Genomic DNA, 18,323 nt, shown 5'->3' with positions numbered 1-18,323 from the left:
TGAGGCTCTCGAACCGCTTAGGGCGGCGCTGTTCAACGCTTGAATGCGCCGCTCTCATACGAAAGACCAATTGTATCCGACCGACCTTTCAAAGATCATCCCGATATTCTCAGCATGGAGTATTGGGAAATTTGATGAGGAGCATGTTTCAACGCTTAGGAGCTTTGCTGCTGCCACTTGCGCTCATCGCCTGCAATAGCGAATCGTCCAAGACGCCAACAGAGCCCACTTTTCCAGTTGCACCAGTCGTTCAGCCGGGGGCCAACCAGCAACAGCCGAAATCCGGCCAGAACAGCAAATATTGCTTGAATCCGCAGCTTGACGACACGGCATCGATTGCAGCGGCATTGGGCAGCGGCAGCATATCCGCGAATTTTCCGCCATTGTTGCCTGTGCCCGCCTATGGAGACACGACCGGAACGGGCGCGACTTTCTCTGACAGGACTTTGATCGCCATTGATGCGGGCGATGCAAGCCTGACACCGGTTGTTGATTACCTGCGGAGGACACTCCAGTCATCAACTGGTCTTGAACTGCCGGTCAATCCAATGATCACCGGGGATCCCTCGGTGGTTGACCCCCCATGCATAAAACTCGAGATCCGAGCACTCAGAGGGCCGAACGGTGAGCAGATCGGGCCGGAAGGCTACTCCCTTGTCTCCGGCGAGTATGGCGTGGCAATCAGGTCTGCAACTGCTCACGGCCTGTTCAACGGCGTGCAGACATTCCTGCAATTGTTCCCGCCCGCAATCTATGGCAGCCAGACCACCAATCACACATGGGCCATCCCCGCCGTGAAGATCGTCGATTGGCCGCGCTTCAACTACCGCGGCACGATGCTCGACGTCGCGCGTCGATTTTACACCGTCGATGAGGTCAAACGATATATCGACGAAATTGCCCTGCTCAAGATCAACACACTGCACCTTCATCTGACGGACGATCAGGGCTGGCGTATCGCCATTGACGAATTGCCGGATTTGACGAGCATCGGCGGAACGACCCAGAGCGGGTTCGCGTCGAAACCCGAAAATCAATGGTTCTACACCCGCGCACAGTTCAGAGACATCGTCGCCTATGCCGGATCGCGCTACATCACGATCGTTCCGGAAATCGATGGCCCGGGGCATACACTTGCTGCCCAGGCTTCGATTGCCAACCTGAATTGCAACGACACACGACGTCCGCCCTATTCCGGTTTTGATGTGGGCAACCCAGCGATTTGTCTCGATGATGATACTCATATCGACAATGCCAAGACTTACCTGGACACCGTGCTGACGAGTTTGGCAGCTTTGACGCCTGGGCCCTATCTCCACATTGGGGGCGACGAAGCGCCCAACGTGGCTCTCAAGCAAATGACGGCCTATGTCGATGCGACAGCCATACCGGCCGCGACAACTAAGAAACTCCTGATGGGCTGGCACCAGATTGGGCAAGCCGAATTGCCGCCGGGAACCGTGCTGCAGTATCGGGGCGACGAGAATGATCGCGAGACAATCGGTACGGCGGCCGAGAACACGAACATCTCCCATGTACGAAATGGCCTGCGCCTGGGCGCCAAATTCGTCATGTCTCCAGCCGATCACGCCTATCTCGACATGAAATACGATGCCAGCACTCCTTACGGGCGGGCGGATACCGTCAACATCGAAAAATCCTACGGTTGGGATCCAACAACTGAATTGGCTTCGGTGGATGGCAATACGCGACTGCTTGCGGATAGCGATATCCTGGGCGTGGAAGCCCTCCTCTGGGCCGACCGCGCCTTCACCGACAGCTTCGGGAGCCTCCCAAGCGGCCCCGATCCGCGCTTCGTTGCGCCGACGACCTACACCGACTACATGGCTTTCCCGCGCTTGGCTTCCACTGCGGAAATAGGCTGGTCACCCTTGGCATCGCATTCCTGGGACAGCTTCAAGACACGTCTCGGCTATCAGGGAGCACGTTGGGATGCCTTCGGTGTTGGTTTTTACCGTTCGAACGAGATCGACTGGCAAACGCCATCCAACATATTTGCAGTGAATCGATAGCGAAAGTGGAGCCCCCTCAAGAAGCACATCGAATCTTGCGTCATGCTCAACGGCGGCAAGACGGCGGTTTTCTAGGCCCCTTCAAGCAGACCCTGAATAATCGTTGCAACATGATGTACGGCGGGATCCTGGTCCCGCCTTCCATGCCAGACGAGATGCAATGTGAAACCATCCACCGGGATCGGCGGCTCCAACACTGCAAAGTCGCCCGCGGCGTCCTTCGGAACACAAAGGCTCGGGATCATCGCTATCAGGTCCGACCGGGCCAGAAGCGGCGGCACCATCAAATAACCCGGCACGACAATGCCGACGCGACGTTCCCTGCCATGCGCCGCCAGTGTTTCGTCGAGATCAACCTTGCTATGACCAAGGCCAGAAACCACGAGGTGGGGAAACGTCAACCACTTCTCGAGATCGAAAGCAGCGGCAGCCGGATGCCCCTTGCGCATCATCACCACAAAATGCTCCTTGCGCAGAACATGCCGCCTGAAGGATCCATCGACCTTCGGGAACATGGAAACGGCAAGGTCAACCGTTCCCTTGGCAAGATCGTCGAGCACATCCTCGACCGAGCCTTGGCCGGACTGAACTACCAGGTCGATTCCGGGCGCCGATTCTGCAAGCGCTTGATGCAGGGCGCCAGTGATGACCACGGAGGGGTAATCCGCCATGTCGATGCGTATTGTCTTGCGCAAGGTGGCGAGGTCGACAGCTGGCGGATCCAGCACGCGATTGACGTCGGCGAGCAGGTTCTTGATCGGCACACGCAGCGATTCGGCTTTCGGCGTCAGCCGCATCATGCCCTTGCCCCGTTCCAGCAACGGGTCGTTGAAGAGCTGGCGGCAGCGCTCCAGCGCACTTGATGCGGCTGGCTGCGAAAGACCAAGCCGCTTCGCTGCACGCGAAACATGCCCCTCGTCGAAAAGTGCGTCCAACACGACAAGGAGATTAAGATCCACAGAACGCAAATTCATATGCTTGATACTAGCACATGGGGTCGATCACATTAAGTAATATCCAGGTGACGTGTCCGCCCTGGCCCTAGGCTTCGACCTCGACATTGCCGAGCGGCTTGGAGCAGCAGGCGAGGATATAGCCTTCGTCGATTTCTTCATCGAGTATGCCGCCATTGTGGTCCATGTCGACGTCGCCCGACAGCTTCATCACCTTGCAGGTGCCGCACAGGCCAGATTCGCATGCCGCGGCAATACGGACTCCGGCGCCGCGGGCAGCTTTCAGGATCGTTTCCCCTGCTCCGCAGGGCACCTCCATGCCCGACATTGAAAATGTGACGGTTGTCGCGGCTTCGGCAGCCTCGGTCGAGATGACATCGAGCATCGGCAGGACCGGTTCAGCGGCGGGACCGAAACTTTCCTGATGATAATGCGTCATGTCGAAGCCGGCGGCCTCAAGCATGGCGCGAACATCACGCATGAAGCCTTCAGGCCCGCAGCAAAAGATTGTCCGGTCCTTGAAGTCCGGCGCGAGCAGCGGCAGCTTGGGTGCTTCAAGCCTGCCGCGGATGCCGGTCCAGACCTGCCCCATTTCGTGCTCCTTGATGAGGAAGGCGAGCTTCAGATTGGGCATGCTGCTCGTCAGACATTCGAGTTCCTTGCGGAATATGATGTCACTGGGCCGGCGCGTGCAGCTAACGAAGCTGATATCGCTCTGCGGCGCGCAATCATGCATCCAGCGGGTCATCGACATCATCGGCGTGATGCCCGACCCCGCCGAGATGAACAGGTACTTTGCGCCAGGATGCCTGCGCATGGAGAAGTCACCGAGCGGACCAAAGGCCTTCAACCGTACGCCCGGCGTCAGATGATCCACCATCCAGCGCGTGCCGATACTGTGTTCCTGCGCCTTGACCGTCACGGCGATCGTGAATGGCCGTGACGGACTTGACGAGAGAGTATAGGTGCGCAGAACCGCTTCCGGCTGGACAGGCAATTCAAAAGTCATGAACTGGCCCGGCTCATAGCGGAACCAGTTATGATTGTCCGACCGGAACGTGAACGTCTTCACATTTGGCGCTTCCTCGATGACCGACAGACACTCCAGCAAATGCAACCTGTCGTTCCATGGCTGCATTTGATCGAGGTGCGGGTAATTCTGAGAAAGCGACATATTCATTTACGCTACCTTGCTGAGTTTGTTGCCGGAGAGCCGGGTTTCCATCGCATTGCTGTACCACTCGAGGAATTGCAGCACGCCGCCCTCATGCTCGACGGAGTAGGGTCCGGGTTCATAGGCGGGAGAACGGATGCCGAAGGCGTTTTCCTCCACGATGCGGCGGTCCTGGTCATTGGTTTCCAGCCACACATGCGTCAGTTCTTCGATGTTGTAATCGACGCCCTCGACCGCATCCTTGTGCACCAGCCACTTGGTGGTGACCTGTGTCTCGTCGGGACCGAGCGGCAGCACACGGAAGGAGATCGCGTGGTCGCCTAGGATATGGTTCCAGGTCGTCGGATAGTGGTAAAGCAAAAGCGAGCCGATATGTTTTGAATTCACGCCGTCGCTGAGTTGCCGCCCAACCGCGCGCTTCCCGCTCAAGGTGTAGCTCTCGGCGTCCCGCAAAAGCGGTACACGCGTGGCGCGGTATTGACCGTCATCGGCAATGCGGAAGACGCTGGGCAGTCCGGCGGCCTCACACTTGTCCCAGTGTGCGACGATTTCAGGATCATCCTTGGAACCCTGGATACCAGTGACGCTCGGGGCTTCCGGAAACGTCTTGCACAGCTCCGGATGGTTGGCGACGCAATGATAGCACTCGCGGTTGTTTTCCCACACGAGCTTCCAGTTGCCCTTCTCGACAATGGAACTCTGGAAGGCGACCTTCGTTTCGGTCAGCCGATGCGGTGCAAGATAAGGGGCCAGCATGGCGCGTGTCGGACCGAAATCCGGAGCGACCTGGGCAAGGCAGATGAAAATGTAACCGCCCACACTCTCGCAATGAACCGTTTTCAGGCTGAACTGGCTGGCATCGAAATCGTCGCCCATCTGCCGGGCGAACAGCAAACGCCCGTCGAGCTCATATGTCCACTGGTGGTAAGGGCACACCAGCTTGGCGGATGAACCCTTTTCACCCGAACAGATGCGCGAACCGCGGTGGCGGCAGGAATTGTGAAAGGCGCGGATTTGTCCCTGGCGATCGCGGACGATTACGACCGGATAATCACCAACCTGGACGGTGAAGTAGTTGCCTGGCTTTGCCACCTCGCAATCGTGGCCGATGAAAAGCCAGTCGCGATAGAAGATGTTCTCCATGTCGAGACGGTAATAATCCGGATCGGAATAGAAGGCCTGTTCGAGTCCGTAGCCCGGTTTCCGGTTTCTGAGGTTCCGGAGCAGTTCGTTACGAATATCCATGTCGTGTCCTCGCCTGAGCTTGCAAAGAACTGACTGGTGGTGACGGAGAAGAACGTCCGCAAGGTCAATGGACATCGACCACGCAAAAGCATGCTCCTTGATCGCCCACCGCGATCAGTCGGTTTTGTCACTCGGGGCTGGTTTCCGGGCTCTGGAGTTGCCTTGTCGGGCTTCACGGCGCCTTCCCGGGGTGCACTCCCAGTGGCTGTTATGCCGCGTTTTCCACTCCACTACCGTTGCGGGGGCAGCGCCGGGTTGTTGACCGGCTTCCCAATTCTCCGCTTCCCTAGAAGCGGCACCTCGAGTGTCCCGATAAGAGCACCCGGCACGGCAAAAGAATAGGCGCGGAAACGACATCGCATTTACGAACGGCGACACGATGCAATTGCGTGTCGCAAAGCCATTGTGCATGGTTCTCAGCTCACTTTGAGGAAAGTGGGGCGATCGCAAAACGCAAGCCATGGTGGCACTTCTTGGCACCGGCAAGCCTCAACCTCCCTCATGGTGGTCCCCGTCGAACCACGCACTGGAGTCGCGTCAAAACTCCCTTAAGCTACGCTTTGTATAGGTATTGTTTCATCGACTCAGGCTTCATTTCAATGGAAAACCCCGGCAGCAACGGCGGCATATAGGCTGCGTTCCGGATATTGCAGGGATCAATGAAATGCTCGTGGAGGTGATCGACATATTCGATTACCCTGCCCTCTTTCGTGCCCGAGACCGCGATGTAGTCGATCATCGACAGGTGCTGCACATATTCGCACAGGCCAACGCCACCCGCGTGGGGCCAGACCGGCAGACCGTATTTGGCCGCAATCAGCAGCACGGCCAGAACTTCGTTCAATCCGCCCATGCGACACGAATCGATCTGCACCACATCAATGGCACCTTCGGCAATGAACTGCTTGAACATGATCCTGTTCTGGCACATCTCGCCTGTTGCGACCTTCACGGGGCTGATAGCCTGGCGAATCTTGCGATGGCCCGCCACATCATCCGGACTAGTCGGTTCCTCGATGAAGAATGGTTTGACGAAGGAGAGCTTCCTGATCCAGTCGATCGCCTCGTTCACCTCCCACACCTGGTTGGCATCGATCATCAGGATCCTGTCGGGTCCGATCACTTCGCGGGCAATCGTCAGGCGGCGAATGTCATCATCAAGGTCGCGACCCACCTTCATCTTGATGTGGTTAAACCCGGCATCGACGGCCTCCTGGCAGAGTCGGCGGAGCTTTTCATCGGAGTAGCCGAGCCAGCCGGCGGATGTCGTATAGCAGGGGTAACCCTCTGCTTTAAGCGTAGCAATCCTCCCCTTCTTACCGGCCTCGGCCTTGCGCAGAATTGCAAGTGCCTCGTCGCGGGTCAGCACGTCGGTCAAGTAACGGAAGTCGACGATATTGACGATTTCTTCCGGTGTCATTTCACCGACCAGTTGCCAAACCGGTTTGTTTGCTTCCTTGGCGAGCAGGTCCCATACCGCATTGACCACGGCGCCCGTGGCGAGATGCATCGCGCCCTTGTCCGGGCCGATCCAGCGCAACTGGCTATCGCCGGTGACGAAGTGCCAGAAGCGACCCGGGTTTTCCTTCACCCAGTCGAGGTCGAGTCCGATGACCAGATGTTTCATTGCTTCGATTGCAAGGCAACAAATCTCGTTGCCGCGTCCGATCGTGAAGGTGAGACCGTGTCCGGCCAGACCGGCCACATCCGTCTCGAGCACGACATAGGCGGCCGAATAATCGGGATCGGGATTCATTGCATCCGACCCGTCAAGGCTTTGTGAGGTCGGGAAACGGATGTCGAAAACACGAAGATCAGTGATGCGGGTCACGATATGCCTCTTTTATCTGTTGCTGCGGCGCACGTTCATACGTCGGCGCGCGTCACCTGCCTCTGGGTGCCCAGGCCCTCAATGCCCAGCTCCACGACATCACCTGCCTTGAGATAGCGCGGCGGCTTCATGCCCATGCCGACACCGGGAGGCGTGCCGGTCGAAATGATGTCCCCCGGATGCAGGCTCATGAACTGGCTGAGATAGGAAACAAGGAATGCAACACCATAGACCATCGTTTTGGTCGATCCGTTCTGCATGGTCTCGCCATTGACCGTCAGCCACATGGCAAGGTTCTGCGGGTCGGCAACCTCGTCCTTGGTCACAAGCCAGGGACCGGTCGGTCCGAACGTGTCGCAGGACTTGCCCTTGGTCCACTGGCCCGCGCGCTCGGTCTGGAATGCACGCTCGCTCACATCATGTACGGTGCAATATCCCGCAACATAGTCGAGAGCTTCAGCTTCGGTCACGTATTTTGCGGTCCGACCGATGACGACGCCGAGCTCCACTTCCCAGTCGGTCTTTTCCGATCCGCGCGGGATGACAAGATCATCGTTCGGGCCGACGATGGCCGACGTGGCCTTCATGAAGATGACCGGCTCCGGCGGTACGGCCATGCCGGATTCTGCGGCGTGATCCGCATAGTTTAGTCCGATGCAGATGAACTTGCCGGTCCCCGCAACGCATGGACCGAGCCGCGGATTTCCGGCGACGATGGGCAGACTGCTGATGTCGAGTTCGCCGAGCTTGGCCAATGCTTCAGGTACCAGGACGCCGCCCGAGAGGTCGCCGATTTTCCCCGAAAGGTCACGGATTTGGCCCTGATCATCCAGGACACCGGGCTTTTCCTGCCCTTGGGCGCCGTAACGTAGAAATTTCATCATTCAATCCTTTTTCTTATGGGAGACGCTTGAGAATTCAGTCTGATGAGACAGTTGGTGTGGTGTTCGAAAACAGGAGCGCAGTGAACTTTTGGGTCCATGAGCACCGGAAGCGCAGACAATCGCATCAGATGGCCACCAGGGTGGATTCGCAAAGTCTCCTAGACCGTCCAGCCGCCATCAATGTTGTAGGCCTGGCCTGTCGTATAGGTCGCACCGGCCAGATAGACGGCAAGGTCGGCAATCTCCTCCGGCAGGCCGAGACGGCCCATCGGCTGGCGCGCGATAAAGGCAGCGCGGGTTGCTTCGTAGTCACCGCCTGCGCGCATGCGCTGTTCCAATGACGGGCTTTCTACCGTACCCGGGCAGATGGCGTTGCAGCGAATACCCTGCGTGATGTAGTCGGCAGCCACCGCCTTGGTCAGGCCGAGGACAGCAGCCTTCGTCACACCATAGGCAAAGCGATTGGGCACGCCTTTCACGCTGCTGGCGACAGACGACATGTTGATGATCGCCCCGCCCTTGCGTTCCAGCATGCTCGGCAGCACAGCCCTGATCGTACGGATCATGGCGCGAACATTGAGATCGAGGGCGAAGTCGAGATCTGCGTCCGGCATTTCCAGTATGGAACCGCCATGGACGAACCCGGCACAATTGAACAGTACGTCGACGGCACCGATCTCGCCAATCACCCGGTTGACTTCCTCGGTCTTCAGCACGTCGAGGCGGCGCGGGATGATTCCGGCCTCCTTTGGCAGGTCGTCGAGCAACTGCTGATTGATGTCCGTCGCATGGACGGTCGCGCCTTCACGCGCGAAAGCCAGCACCGACGCGCGGCCAATGCCCTGCCCTGCCGCTGTTATCAGAACGCGCTTGCCTGCGAGCTTACCTGTCATTTTCAAACCTCCATCCGGCATTTCACTATGCCCTTCATGCCCTTATGGCCTTGCGTTCGGCAATGAGAATATGGTCAGCGGCAAGAACAACCTCGTCGCGTTGATTGATGACTTCACATCGTTCGACCACGCGGCCACTGCCTGCCCGCTTCGGATCATCCTCCTTGGCGCTGATCGTGACCCGCGTCCGGATCGTGTCGCCAATGAATACCGGCCTGACAAAGCGCAGGCGATCATAGCCGTAGGAAAATGCCACCGGATTGATCAGACTCGCGGTAAGGCCGACCCCGATGGAAAAGACCATCGTGCCGTGGGCGACGCGCTGGCCAAAGGGTGTGGTTTTCGCGAACTCCGCATCCATGTGATGCGGGAAGAAATCGCCCGTATGACCGGCATGGACGACGAAATCCGTTTCGGTGATGGTGCGGCCCGTGGTGAGGCGCACATCGCCAAGCTTGTAGTCCTCGAAATAAATCGCTTGCTCCGACATTCATGCCTCCGGCTTGTGTGCCAGCGGCGTGGCCGGCGCCGCGCTGGACTGATAGGCCGCCTCGACCAATGCCATGGTGTGCCAGCCATCCTCAACAGAACTGACGAGCTCCCGATCTTCGCCACTGGCGAAGCGTTGCAGGTTGGCCATCCGCCCGACAAAGGCATCGGGAAACCAGGCGCCCTGCAGTGGAACCTTGACCCAGTCTGTTCCGCCCTTCGGATAGATCATCAGCTCGTCCGGTTCGCCGCGTGGATAGTCGAGATTGACACCGAGCTTCACATAGGCCGCACCTCCCGTGCCACAAATACGGAACTCGCAGGCTTGGAACCGGCGGCCGAACTTGTGGTCGTGATTGACCGACAGCGAACAGCGTACCGTATCGCCATAATCGAGAATGGCGCTCGTCCGCGTCTGCGCGACCCGGTGCCCGGGATGGCCGAGCGTCTTGGCATGCACGCCAAGCGGGTTGCCCAGTATCTGCCGGATAAGGTCGATATAATGGATCGAGTGCATGGCGATCTCAACCCTCGGCAGATCGGCGAGAAAAGGCCACAACGACCATGGCGTATCGAGTGCCAGCCAGGCATCGAAATCGATAACCTCGCCAAGCCAACCCTGCGCGATCGCGTCCTTGAGTGCCAGCATCATTGGAGCGAAACGCAGCTGGAAGTTGACGGCTGCTGTGATATTCCGCTCCCGGCAGATGCGCAGGATCTCCGACGCCTGCTCAAGATCGCTGCCCATCGGCTTCTGGATCAACGCAAAAGAACCTTGAGGCAGGACCTTCAAAATATCGGCATGGCGTGCCGGAGGCGTGGCGAGGTCGAAGACAGCGTTTTCCACCGCGGCTGCCTCTGCAACTGAAGCATAGGCCGTGGCGCCCCATTCTTCGGCCAGCTTCCTTGCCTTCGCCTGATCTGGATCAAACAGTCCGGCGATGGGAAATCCGCCTTTCCTGTAGGCCGGATAGTGCGCATCGCCTACGATGCTGCCGGCACCGAAGGTGACGATAGGTCGTGGCTTCGCCGGCAAGGGCCAGCTTTGCTGCAAATTTGCAGGGTCAAAACTCATACCAATTCCTCATCAGTCGAGATGGAAGACTTCTTCCATCATCGCCCACCATTCGCCTTCGGCCCGGCTTTCCAGCGGCACCTGGCACGGCATGCACACGGCCCACCATTCCTTGTTCTTCGGGTTCGCCGCCATCCTGTCCATATCGGCCTTGAAATCTGTCCCGTGATATTCCCAGGTACCGAACAGGATGTTCTCCGGCTCGCGCAGGAAGATCGTGTAGTCGCGGATGTTGCAGCTTGAGATCAGCTCAAGGATTTCCGGCCACACCGCCGCATGAAGGCGCTTGTACTCCGCAACCTTGCCGGCATTCAGCCCGATCATCATTCCCATGCGTTGCATAATCAGGCCCTTATCTCGGTCGTGAATTCATCGACGCTTCGACCCTTCACTGCATCCCAATCCCAGTCGATACCAATCCCTGGCTCCGACGGCGCGATGGCATAGCCGTTCTCGATGCGCATCCCGGTATGCGTGAGGTCGTCAAGCTGCGGGATATACTCGACATATTTGCCGTTCTGTACCGCGCAGGTGAGGCTGACATGCAGTTCCATCAGAAAGTGCGGGCAGACCGGCATGTCGAAGGTTTCGGCCGTGTGCGCCACCTTGAGCCAGGGCGTGATCCCACCGATACGTCCGACGTCGACCTGAACGATCGAGCAGGCGCGCTTCTGCATATATTCACGGAAGTGGCGGATCGAATATAGCGACTCGCCGATGGCAACGGGTATTTGGGTTGCCGCCGACAGACGCACATGACCGTCGATATCGTCGGCGGGCAGCGGCTCTTCCAGCCAGGCCAGATCGACATCCCGCAGCACCTGCGAACGGCGGATGGCCTCATCCAGCGTGAACCCCTGATTGGCATCGGTCATGATCTCGAAGCCAGGCCCCACGGCGTCACGAACGGCCGACAGTCGATCGAGATCCTCCGAGCCATGTGGGCGTCCGATCTTGACCTTGGCACCCCTGAAACCCTTGGCCTGTGCCTGCAGCGCATCATCGACGAGCGCCTGCTTCTCGATGTGCAGCCAGCCGCCCTCGGTGGTATAGAGCGGGCAGCGGTCCTTGGCGCCACCAGCCAGCTTCCATAGCGGCAAGCCCTGCTTCTTCGCGCGCAGGTCCCATAGCGCGATATCGACGGCGGCAAGCGCAATCGCAGTAATGGCGCCGATCGTCGTTGCATGGGTTGCGAATTCGAGTTCGCGCCAGATGGCCTCGATCTGGTCGGCATCCTTGCCTAGAAGGCGCGGTGCCAGGTGGTCGGAGAGCAGGCGCATGACCGACGAGCCACCAGTGCCGATAGTATAGCTATAGCCGGTCCCCGCTGCCCCATCGCTGTCGGTGATCGTGACGATTGGCGTTTCCTGACTGACGAAACTCTGAATAGCATCGGTGCGCAAGACCTTTGGCGGCAGGTCCACCATCCGCAGTTCAACGCGTTCGATTTTGGCCATGGTCAGCTCCGTAGGGTTTTACCGGTTTCCGGCGAGAAAAGGTGCGCCTGGGAAAGGTCGAAACTGAATTTTACCATTTCTCCAGCCTCCATTGGACGGGGATTGAGCATGCGCGACACCCATTCGCGCTGTGCCATGGTGACGAAAAGCAGCGTTTCATTTCCAAGCGGCTCGGTAATGGACACCGGCAGTTCCATTTCATGCACGTCCGTGGCCTCCCCAGAGTTCAGTCCATGCCCCGTGGGGTAGATGTCATCGGGCCGCAATCCAAAGATCACCTTGTCGCCGGCCGCAACCTTGCCGCGGAATGCGATCGGTAGCGGCAGGCTCTGACCCCCGGCAAAGACGAGCTTTCCGTCGGCAACTGTTGCATCGTTGAGGTTCATGGGCGGTGACCCGATGAAACCGGCAACGAAGCGTGTGGCCGGACGCTTGAACACTTCTTCCGGGGTACCGACCTGCTCGATATGGCCATCGCGCATGATGACGATCCGGTCGGATAGGGTCATTGCCTCCACTTGGTCGTGCGTCACATAGATCATGGTGGACTGCACCTTGGCATGGAGGCGCTTGATCTCGGTACGCACCTGCGTTCGAAGCTTTGCATCCAGGTTCGAGAGTGGCTCGTCGAACAGGAACACATCCGGCTGACGAACGATCGCCCGGCCCATGGCAACGCGCTGGCGCTGGCCGCCCGAAAGCTGCGAGGGGCGACGATCCATCAGCTTGTCGAGATCGAGGATGGCGGCGGCCTCATTGACCCGGGTGTCGATGTCGCTCTGTGCGACTTTGCCGATCTTCAGCGAAAAGCCCATGTTTTCGCGCACGGTCATGTGCGGGTAGAGCGCGTAGGACTGGAACACCATCGAAATATTTCGCGCGCGCGGCGGCAGGTCGTTGACAGGCTTTCCGCCGATTTCGACAACTCCGCCGCTAATGTCCTCCAAGCCGGCAATCATGCGCAGCGTCGTCGACTTGCCGCAACCGGACGGTCCGACCAGCGCGATGAACTCGCGATCCTTGACCTCGAGGTCGATGCCGTGGACCACGTCCACATTGCCATAACTCTTGACCAGCTTTTTCAGTGTTACGGGAGCCATAACAAATTAACCTTTCACCGCGCCGAACGTCAGTCCGGACACGAGATGCTTCTGGATGATAAAGGTGAGTGTGAGCGCCGGGATGATCATGACCACGGCAAGCGCGCACATGCCGCGCCAGTCGATGGTGAACTCCGAGGTATAGTCGAGAAGACCGACCGGCAGCGTCTTCGAATTGACCGAACGGGTAATCTGCGAGGCCAATGCATATTCATTCCACGAGGTGAGAAAGGCGAAGATGCCCGCCGAGGCGATGCCGGGGCCGGCAAGCGGAAACTCCACCTGCCAGAACGCCTGCCAGCGTGTGCAGCCATCGATCTGAGCGGCCTCAGCCAGGTCCTTCGGCACCTGCCGGAAAAAACCGTCGATGAGCCAGATGGTGAAAGGCACGTTCAAGGCCACGTAGATGAGGATCATCGCAAAATGCGTATCGATGATACCGACGCGGGCAAAAATCATGAACAAGGGCAGTGACAACGCAATTCCAGGCACGGCACGCGTCAGCATGAAGCCGAGGAATATCCCCGACTTGCCCTTGAACTTGTAGCGAGCGAAGGCGTAGCCGCCCGCCATGCCAACCGTCAGCGCGATGATGGTCGACGTGATGGAAATGATCAGGGAGTTGCGGAAATATTCCCAGACGGGAATGCCGCCTTGCCCTGCTCCGCCGAACATGGCGCGATAGGCGTCGAGCGAGAGGTCCTGCGGAATCCAGACCGGCGGCTTTGCCATGATCTCCACGGTGGGCCGCAGCGAACTCAGCACGATCCACAGACCAGGCAAGCAGATAATCAGCATTGCAAGAAAAAGGCCGACGAGGTGAAGCAGCTTTAATCCGCGGCGTTTGTATCGGTGGGACGTGTTCTGGTCCATTTTACCACTCCGCTCCGATTTGCTGGCGCGCCGCTGCAAGCTTTCGGAAAAAATACACTGTGAACAGGATCGACAGCAGGATCGATATATAGGCCATGGCATTGGCAAGACCCATGCGTGCATCGCTGTAGGCCGTGCGCCCTACGAGTGTCCACAGGAGCTCAGTCCGTTTCGCCGGCCCGCCGTCGGTCATGATCTTGACGATGTCATAGGCGCGGGCCACGTCGAGCGAGCGTATCGTCATGGCGATGAAAGCGAACGGCATCAGATAGGGCCATGTCACGTAGCGGAAAGTCTGCCAAGGAGTGCAACCATCGACCCGCGCCGCTTCTACTGGTTCTTGCGGCATTGCAAGCAGTCCCGCGAGGATCAGGATTGCGAAAACCGCCGTGGACGACCAGACCTCGGCGACAATGATCGAAAACAGCGCAAGATTGCCATCGATCAGCCAGGGGATGGCATTCGTGGTGAGGCCCAGGGATTGCAGTGCATTGTTGACGAAGCCGATATTGTCGTTGAACAGGAACTTGAACTGGAAGCCGACCAGAACCGGCGAAAACATCATCGGGAACATCATCAGCGTACGCAGCAGGCGCTGCCCATGCGTGGCCTTGTTGACCAGCATCGCCAAGCCGAGGCCCAGGAACATTTCCGCGTTGAGGGCGACGGTGAGAAGCAGAACGGTCCGGCCGAAGGCGGTCCAGAATTCCACATTGGTCAGCACACTCACATAATTGCGAAAGCCGATGAACACCCAGATGGTTTCCGGCTTGGTCAGCCGGAAGGGCGTAAAGCTTGAATAGAGCGAGAACAGCAGCGGCAGCACGATCACCGCAGCAAGAACGACAATAGCGGGCAGCAGCAGGAGCACAGGCGCCGAAAATTTGGGAAATTTCATTGAAATAATGGCCTTCTGGACTCTGCTTTCCGCCCTGCCCCCTTTTGGAGAGGATGGCTGCGACGCAGCAGGGTGGGATCTTACATGTTTGGATGCTGTTCCGACCGATCCCCCGGACCTGCGGTCCGTCCCTCCCCCGAGGGGGAGGGCAAGGCGGCACCGCTCAGAGCTTTCCGGCATCCTGAAGGATCTCGGTTGCCTTCTTGGCAGCCGTATCCAACGCTTCCTTCGACGTCTTGTCGCCCAGGATCGCGGCCTGCAGTTCCGGATAGACCGCGTTCGAGATTTCGATCCATTCCGCAAGTGGTGGTACCGGGAACGCGTTCTTTGCTTCTTCCTGGAAGGCGTTCAGCACTTCGGTCTTGTAGGGATCACCCTTTGCCTGTTCGATATCCCACGCCCAGACCGCTGTGCGGGTCGGCAATGGGCCAGCCTTGGCCTCGAGCTTCTGGCTGTCCTCATTGGTCAGCCACCAGACGAGAGAAGCGGCGGCTTCCTTGTTGGCGCACGATTCCGTCACGGAGAAACCGTGATGACCAGACCAGCCGGTCCGCTTGCCCGACGAGCCCGCGGGCGCAACCTTGACACCGACATTGCCGGCAACCTTCGACGATTTCGGGTCATTGAAGAAGCTTGCCCAGCCTGGCCAATCAAGATTGATGGCGATGGAACCGGAGGCAAATCCCTGGCCGAGATCGTCCCAGAGATAGTTCGTGGTGCCTGCCGGAACAGCTTTCGCCTTGTAGAGGTTGACGAACCAGTCAAGGGCTTTGACACCGGCATCCGAGTTGAAGGCGGGCTTGCCGTCCTTGTCGATGTACTCACCACCCTCGGCGATAACCATTTCATAGAAGCGGCCATTGATCGCTTCTTCCTTGCCGGCAAACTGGGTACCGTAGAAGTCTGGAGCTTTCGTGAAGAACAAAGCCTGGTCGGTTACCTGCTGCCAGGTGTCCGGCGGCGTAAGCTCATAGCCGTACTTTTCCTTGAAGGCTTTCTTGTTGCCTTCATCCTCATAGAGGCTCTTCTGATAATACAGCGCCGATACGTCGAACTGGGCACGCGGCAGCATGACCAGCTTGCCGTCGAGCGTTGACGACTGGATGTTCGAAGGCACAAACGCGGCGACTTCTTCGGCCGGTATCAGCTTGTTCAAATCCGTGTAGATGCCGGGATATTGTGGTGCGAACGATGAGTGGTTCGAGCCAACGCACCAGTTCAGGCTACCGGAGGCGATATCAGACTTGATTTCCTTGTCGAGCTCGAAGTGATTCTTTTTCGAAAGGATGTTGACCTTTGCGCCTGTCAGCTTTTCCCATTCACCGATGCGCTCATAGAGCGGCTCGTACTGCTGGCCGCCAATAAGCTTGGCATCGATCGTTACACCTTCGAATTTTCCCGGCAGATCGGCCGCATGGACGGCCTGCGCGCCAAGTATTGCTATCACGCCAGCTGAAACGCTGGCCAACAGGTTCTTCATCGAAAACTCCTCCCCATGAACAAGCGCCACTCCCCGGCCCTCGCGATTTTGAATACCCACATATGGGCGTTTCATTCATATACAAACATTAATAGGCTTGACCGTCAAGCAAGGAAACTGCTTTCCTCCGAATATGATCTTCGTATATGCATACGGCTGGGGGGGAGATTCAAATGACAGAGGACGACGACAGCGACCGCTATCGCGCGCCGGCGCTCGATAAGGGACTGGATATTCTTGAACTTCTTTCGGGCATCGACGGAGGGCTTACCCAGGCCGAAATCGCCAAGTTTCTCGGCCGCAGCCCCAATGAATTCTACCGGATGCTCGATCGTCTCGTGCGCCGCGGCTACGTCACACGGCTTGAAGGCGACCGCTATTCATTGACATTGAAGCTTTTCGGGCTGGCACAACTGCACGCGCCGGTAAGACGCCTTGCTTCCTATGCGACGCCGCTGATGCGAGACCTTGCCATCAGCTCGAAACAGGCCAACCAGCTGAGCGTCTTTGATCGCGGCGCTGCCGTCGTCATCGCCCAGCAGGAAGCCCCGGACTACTGGGGCATCTCCATCCGTGTCGGATCGCATATCAGCCTGTTCAATACGGGCTCCGGCCATGTGCTGCTGGCGTTCCGCTCCGATGAAGAACGGGCGATGATGATCGCCGAATATGAGAAGCTCGCCGATGATATCGCCCAGCCGCCTGACTTCTATCAGCGCCTGAATCACATTCGCCAGCGCGGCTACGAGGTCATGCCCAGCGCACAGACGGCTGGCGTATATAACGTATCGGCTCCCGTGCTGGGGCCGGATGGCCGGGCCATCGCCGCACTCACCTGCCCCTACATCCAGCTGCTCAATATTGCCGATGCCCCTGGTGTCGACGACGCGCGCAAGATGTTGGTCGCCACGGCACAGAAGCTTTCTGAACTCGCCGGTGCAGACGTCATTCACTCCAGCGTCGCGCGAACAGCCTGAACAAGGGGAGATTTTCAGTTGCTAGTTACTGCCCCCATCATAGACACCCATCTGCACCTCATCGACCAGTCGGCCCTGTCCTATCCCTGGCTGTCGGGTGTGGAGGCATTGAACCGCGACTTCCGCTACGAAGAATATGCGCTCCAGGCTCATCGCGCCGGGATCACCCAGGCCGTGCATATGGAGGTGGACGTGGCACCTTCCGATATCGAGGCCGAATCGCGCTACATAGGCGGCCTGGCAAAGCGTGAGGGCAGCCTGATCGCCGGCTGCATTTCTTCCTGCCGCCCGGAAGAACCGGAATTCGCCGGCTTTCTTGAACGGCAAAAGGCAAATCCACTGATCAAAGGCTTCCGCCGCGTCTTGCATGTCATGCCGGACAACCTGTCGGAAAGCGCGTTGTTCCGTGAGAACATCAAGCGGCTGGAGGCAACCGGCTTTACCTTCGACCTCTGCGTTCTGCCCCGGCAGATCGAAACGGCCATCGCGCTCGTCGACCTTGCGCCGAACGTTCGGTTCATCCTCGACCATTGCGGCGTGCCCGACATCAAGGGCGAAGGCTTGAACGAATGGCGTGGCAAGATCACGGACATCGCCAGGCGCCCAAATGTTGTTGCCAAGATTTCAGGCGTTGTCGCCTATGCGGATGCCGGAACATGGCGGGTCGAGACGCTGGGGCCCTATGTGCATCATGTCATCGACAGTTTCGGCTTCGACCGCCTCGTGTGGGGTAGCGACTGGCCGGTCTGTACCCTCGGAGGTGGACTTGCGACCTGGGTCGCCGCAACCCATGCCCTCCTCTCGGGCTGCAGCGATGACGAGCGTGCACGGCTTTTTTCGAAGAATGCCAGGCGCATCTGGAATCTCGCCTGAAGCCGTCTTGAGGTTCAAATAGACTTGCCTGCTGCGGCTCACCGCTTTACCCATGGTAAAATCGGCGACACCCAAGGACAGGACACAC

General features: G+C 58.4%; 17 protein-coding genes and 1 riboswitch. Of the genes, 3 read left to right on the top strand and 14 right to left on the bottom strand.

Going from position 1 to position 18,323, the window contains the following annotated elements; genetic code table 11:
• The first annotated feature begins 143 nt into the window (after positions 1–143).
• Positions 144–2,033, top strand: coding sequence for a beta-N-acetylhexosaminidase (locus K9U38_RS14195; protein ID WP_224494988.1), 1,890 nt, complete (start codon positions 144–146; stop codon positions 2,031–2,033).
• Between the two features lie 71 nt (positions 2,034–2,104).
• Here the strand turns inward: K9U38_RS14195 and K9U38_RS14190 are convergent, their stop codons facing one another.
• The 14 genes from K9U38_RS14190 to K9U38_RS14125 form a co-directional block, all read right to left on the bottom strand.
• Positions 2,105–2,992, bottom strand: coding sequence for a LysR family transcriptional regulator (locus K9U38_RS14190; RefSeq protein WP_370631937.1), 888 nt, complete (start codon positions 2,990–2,992; stop codon positions 2,105–2,107).
• Between the two features lie 82 nt (positions 2,993–3,074).
• Positions 3,075–4,166 carry an FAD-binding oxidoreductase gene (locus K9U38_RS14185; RefSeq protein ID WP_304622561.1) on the bottom strand — a complete coding sequence of 364 codons (1,092 nt, stop codon included), beginning with the start codon at positions 4,164–4,166 and terminating at the stop codon, positions 3,075–3,077.
• The gene (locus K9U38_RS14180) at positions 4,167–5,405 is read right to left on the bottom strand and encodes an aromatic ring-hydroxylating oxygenase subunit alpha (RefSeq protein ID WP_224494986.1); all 1,239 of its coding nucleotides are present in this window, start codon (positions 5,403–5,405) and stop codon (positions 4,167–4,169) included.
• 118 nt (positions 5,406–5,523) lie between these two features.
• Positions 5,524–5,723, bottom strand: a riboswitch (cobalamin riboswitch).
• Between the two features lie 235 nt (positions 5,724–5,958).
• Entirely contained in the window at positions 5,959–7,236 is a 1,278-nt protein-coding gene (locus tag K9U38_RS14175; protein ID WP_224494985.1) for an L-fuconate dehydratase, read from the bottom strand.
• Positions 7,237–7,271: 35 nt separating this feature from the next.
• Positions 7,272–8,117 (bottom strand): fumarylacetoacetate hydrolase family protein, encoded by an 846-nt coding sequence (locus K9U38_RS14170; RefSeq protein WP_224494984.1) that lies wholly within the window; start codon positions 8,115–8,117, stop codon positions 7,272–7,274.
• Between the two features lie 161 nt (positions 8,118–8,278).
• Positions 8,279–9,013, bottom strand: coding sequence for an SDR family oxidoreductase (locus tag K9U38_RS14165; protein WP_224494983.1), 735 nt, complete (start codon positions 9,011–9,013; stop codon positions 8,279–8,281).
• 34 nt (positions 9,014–9,047) lie between these two features.
• A complete protein-coding gene (locus K9U38_RS14160) occupies positions 9,048–9,503 on the bottom strand; it encodes a MaoC/PaaZ C-terminal domain-containing protein (protein WP_224494982.1) in 456 nt (151 codons plus the stop codon).
• Positions 9,504–10,577 (bottom strand): Gfo/Idh/MocA family protein, encoded by a 1,074-nt coding sequence (locus K9U38_RS14155; RefSeq protein WP_255607250.1) that lies wholly within the window; start codon positions 10,575–10,577, stop codon positions 9,504–9,506.
• Between the two features lie 12 nt (positions 10,578–10,589).
• Positions 10,590–10,919, bottom strand: a complete 330-nt coding sequence (locus K9U38_RS14150) for an L-rhamnose mutarotase (protein WP_224494981.1) — start codon at positions 10,917–10,919, stop codon at positions 10,590–10,592.
• 2 nt (positions 10,920–10,921) lie between these two features.
• Positions 10,922–12,034: a mandelate racemase/muconate lactonizing enzyme family protein gene (locus K9U38_RS14145; protein ID WP_224494980.1), complete on the bottom strand. Its 1,113-nt coding sequence runs from the start codon at positions 12,032–12,034 to the stop codon at positions 10,922–10,924.
• Positions 12,035–12,036: 2 nt separating this feature from the next.
• A complete protein-coding gene (locus K9U38_RS14140; RefSeq protein ID WP_224494979.1) occupies positions 12,037–13,134 on the bottom strand; it encodes an ABC transporter ATP-binding protein in 1,098 nt (365 codons plus the stop codon).
• Positions 13,135–13,140: 6 nt separating this feature from the next.
• On the bottom strand, positions 13,141–14,007 hold the full coding sequence (locus K9U38_RS14135) for a carbohydrate ABC transporter permease (protein ID WP_224494978.1): 867 nt from the start codon (positions 14,005–14,007) through the stop codon (positions 13,141–13,143).
• Between the two features lies 1 nt (position 14,008).
• Entirely contained in the window at positions 14,009–14,905 is an 897-nt protein-coding gene (locus tag K9U38_RS14130) for a carbohydrate ABC transporter permease (protein ID WP_224494977.1), read from the bottom strand.
• A 163-nt stretch (positions 14,906–15,068) separates the two neighbouring features.
• Entirely contained in the window at positions 15,069–16,385 is a 1,317-nt protein-coding gene (locus tag K9U38_RS14125) for an ABC transporter substrate-binding protein (RefSeq protein ID WP_224494976.1), read from the bottom strand.
• Positions 16,386–16,558: 173 nt separating this feature from the next.
• Between K9U38_RS14125 and K9U38_RS14120 the strand changes: the two genes are divergently transcribed.
• Complete coding sequence (locus tag K9U38_RS14120; RefSeq protein WP_224494975.1) at positions 16,559–17,362, top strand: IclR family transcriptional regulator; 804 nt, start codon at positions 16,559–16,561, stop codon at positions 17,360–17,362.
• 18 nt (positions 17,363–17,380) lie between these two features.
• Complete coding sequence (locus K9U38_RS14115; protein ID WP_224494974.1) at positions 17,381–18,235, top strand: amidohydrolase family protein; 855 nt, start codon at positions 17,381–17,383, stop codon at positions 18,233–18,235.
• Positions 18,236–18,323 lie beyond the last annotated feature (88 nt).

Origin of the sequence: Phyllobacterium lublinensis (assembly GCF_020164435.1) — a bacterium.
GTDB classification, from domain to species: Bacteria; Pseudomonadota; Alphaproteobacteria; order Rhizobiales; family Rhizobiaceae; genus Phyllobacterium; species Phyllobacterium lublinensis.
Note: the sequence above shows the minus strand (reverse complement) of the source record. Positions and strands in the feature narration are given on the sequence as shown.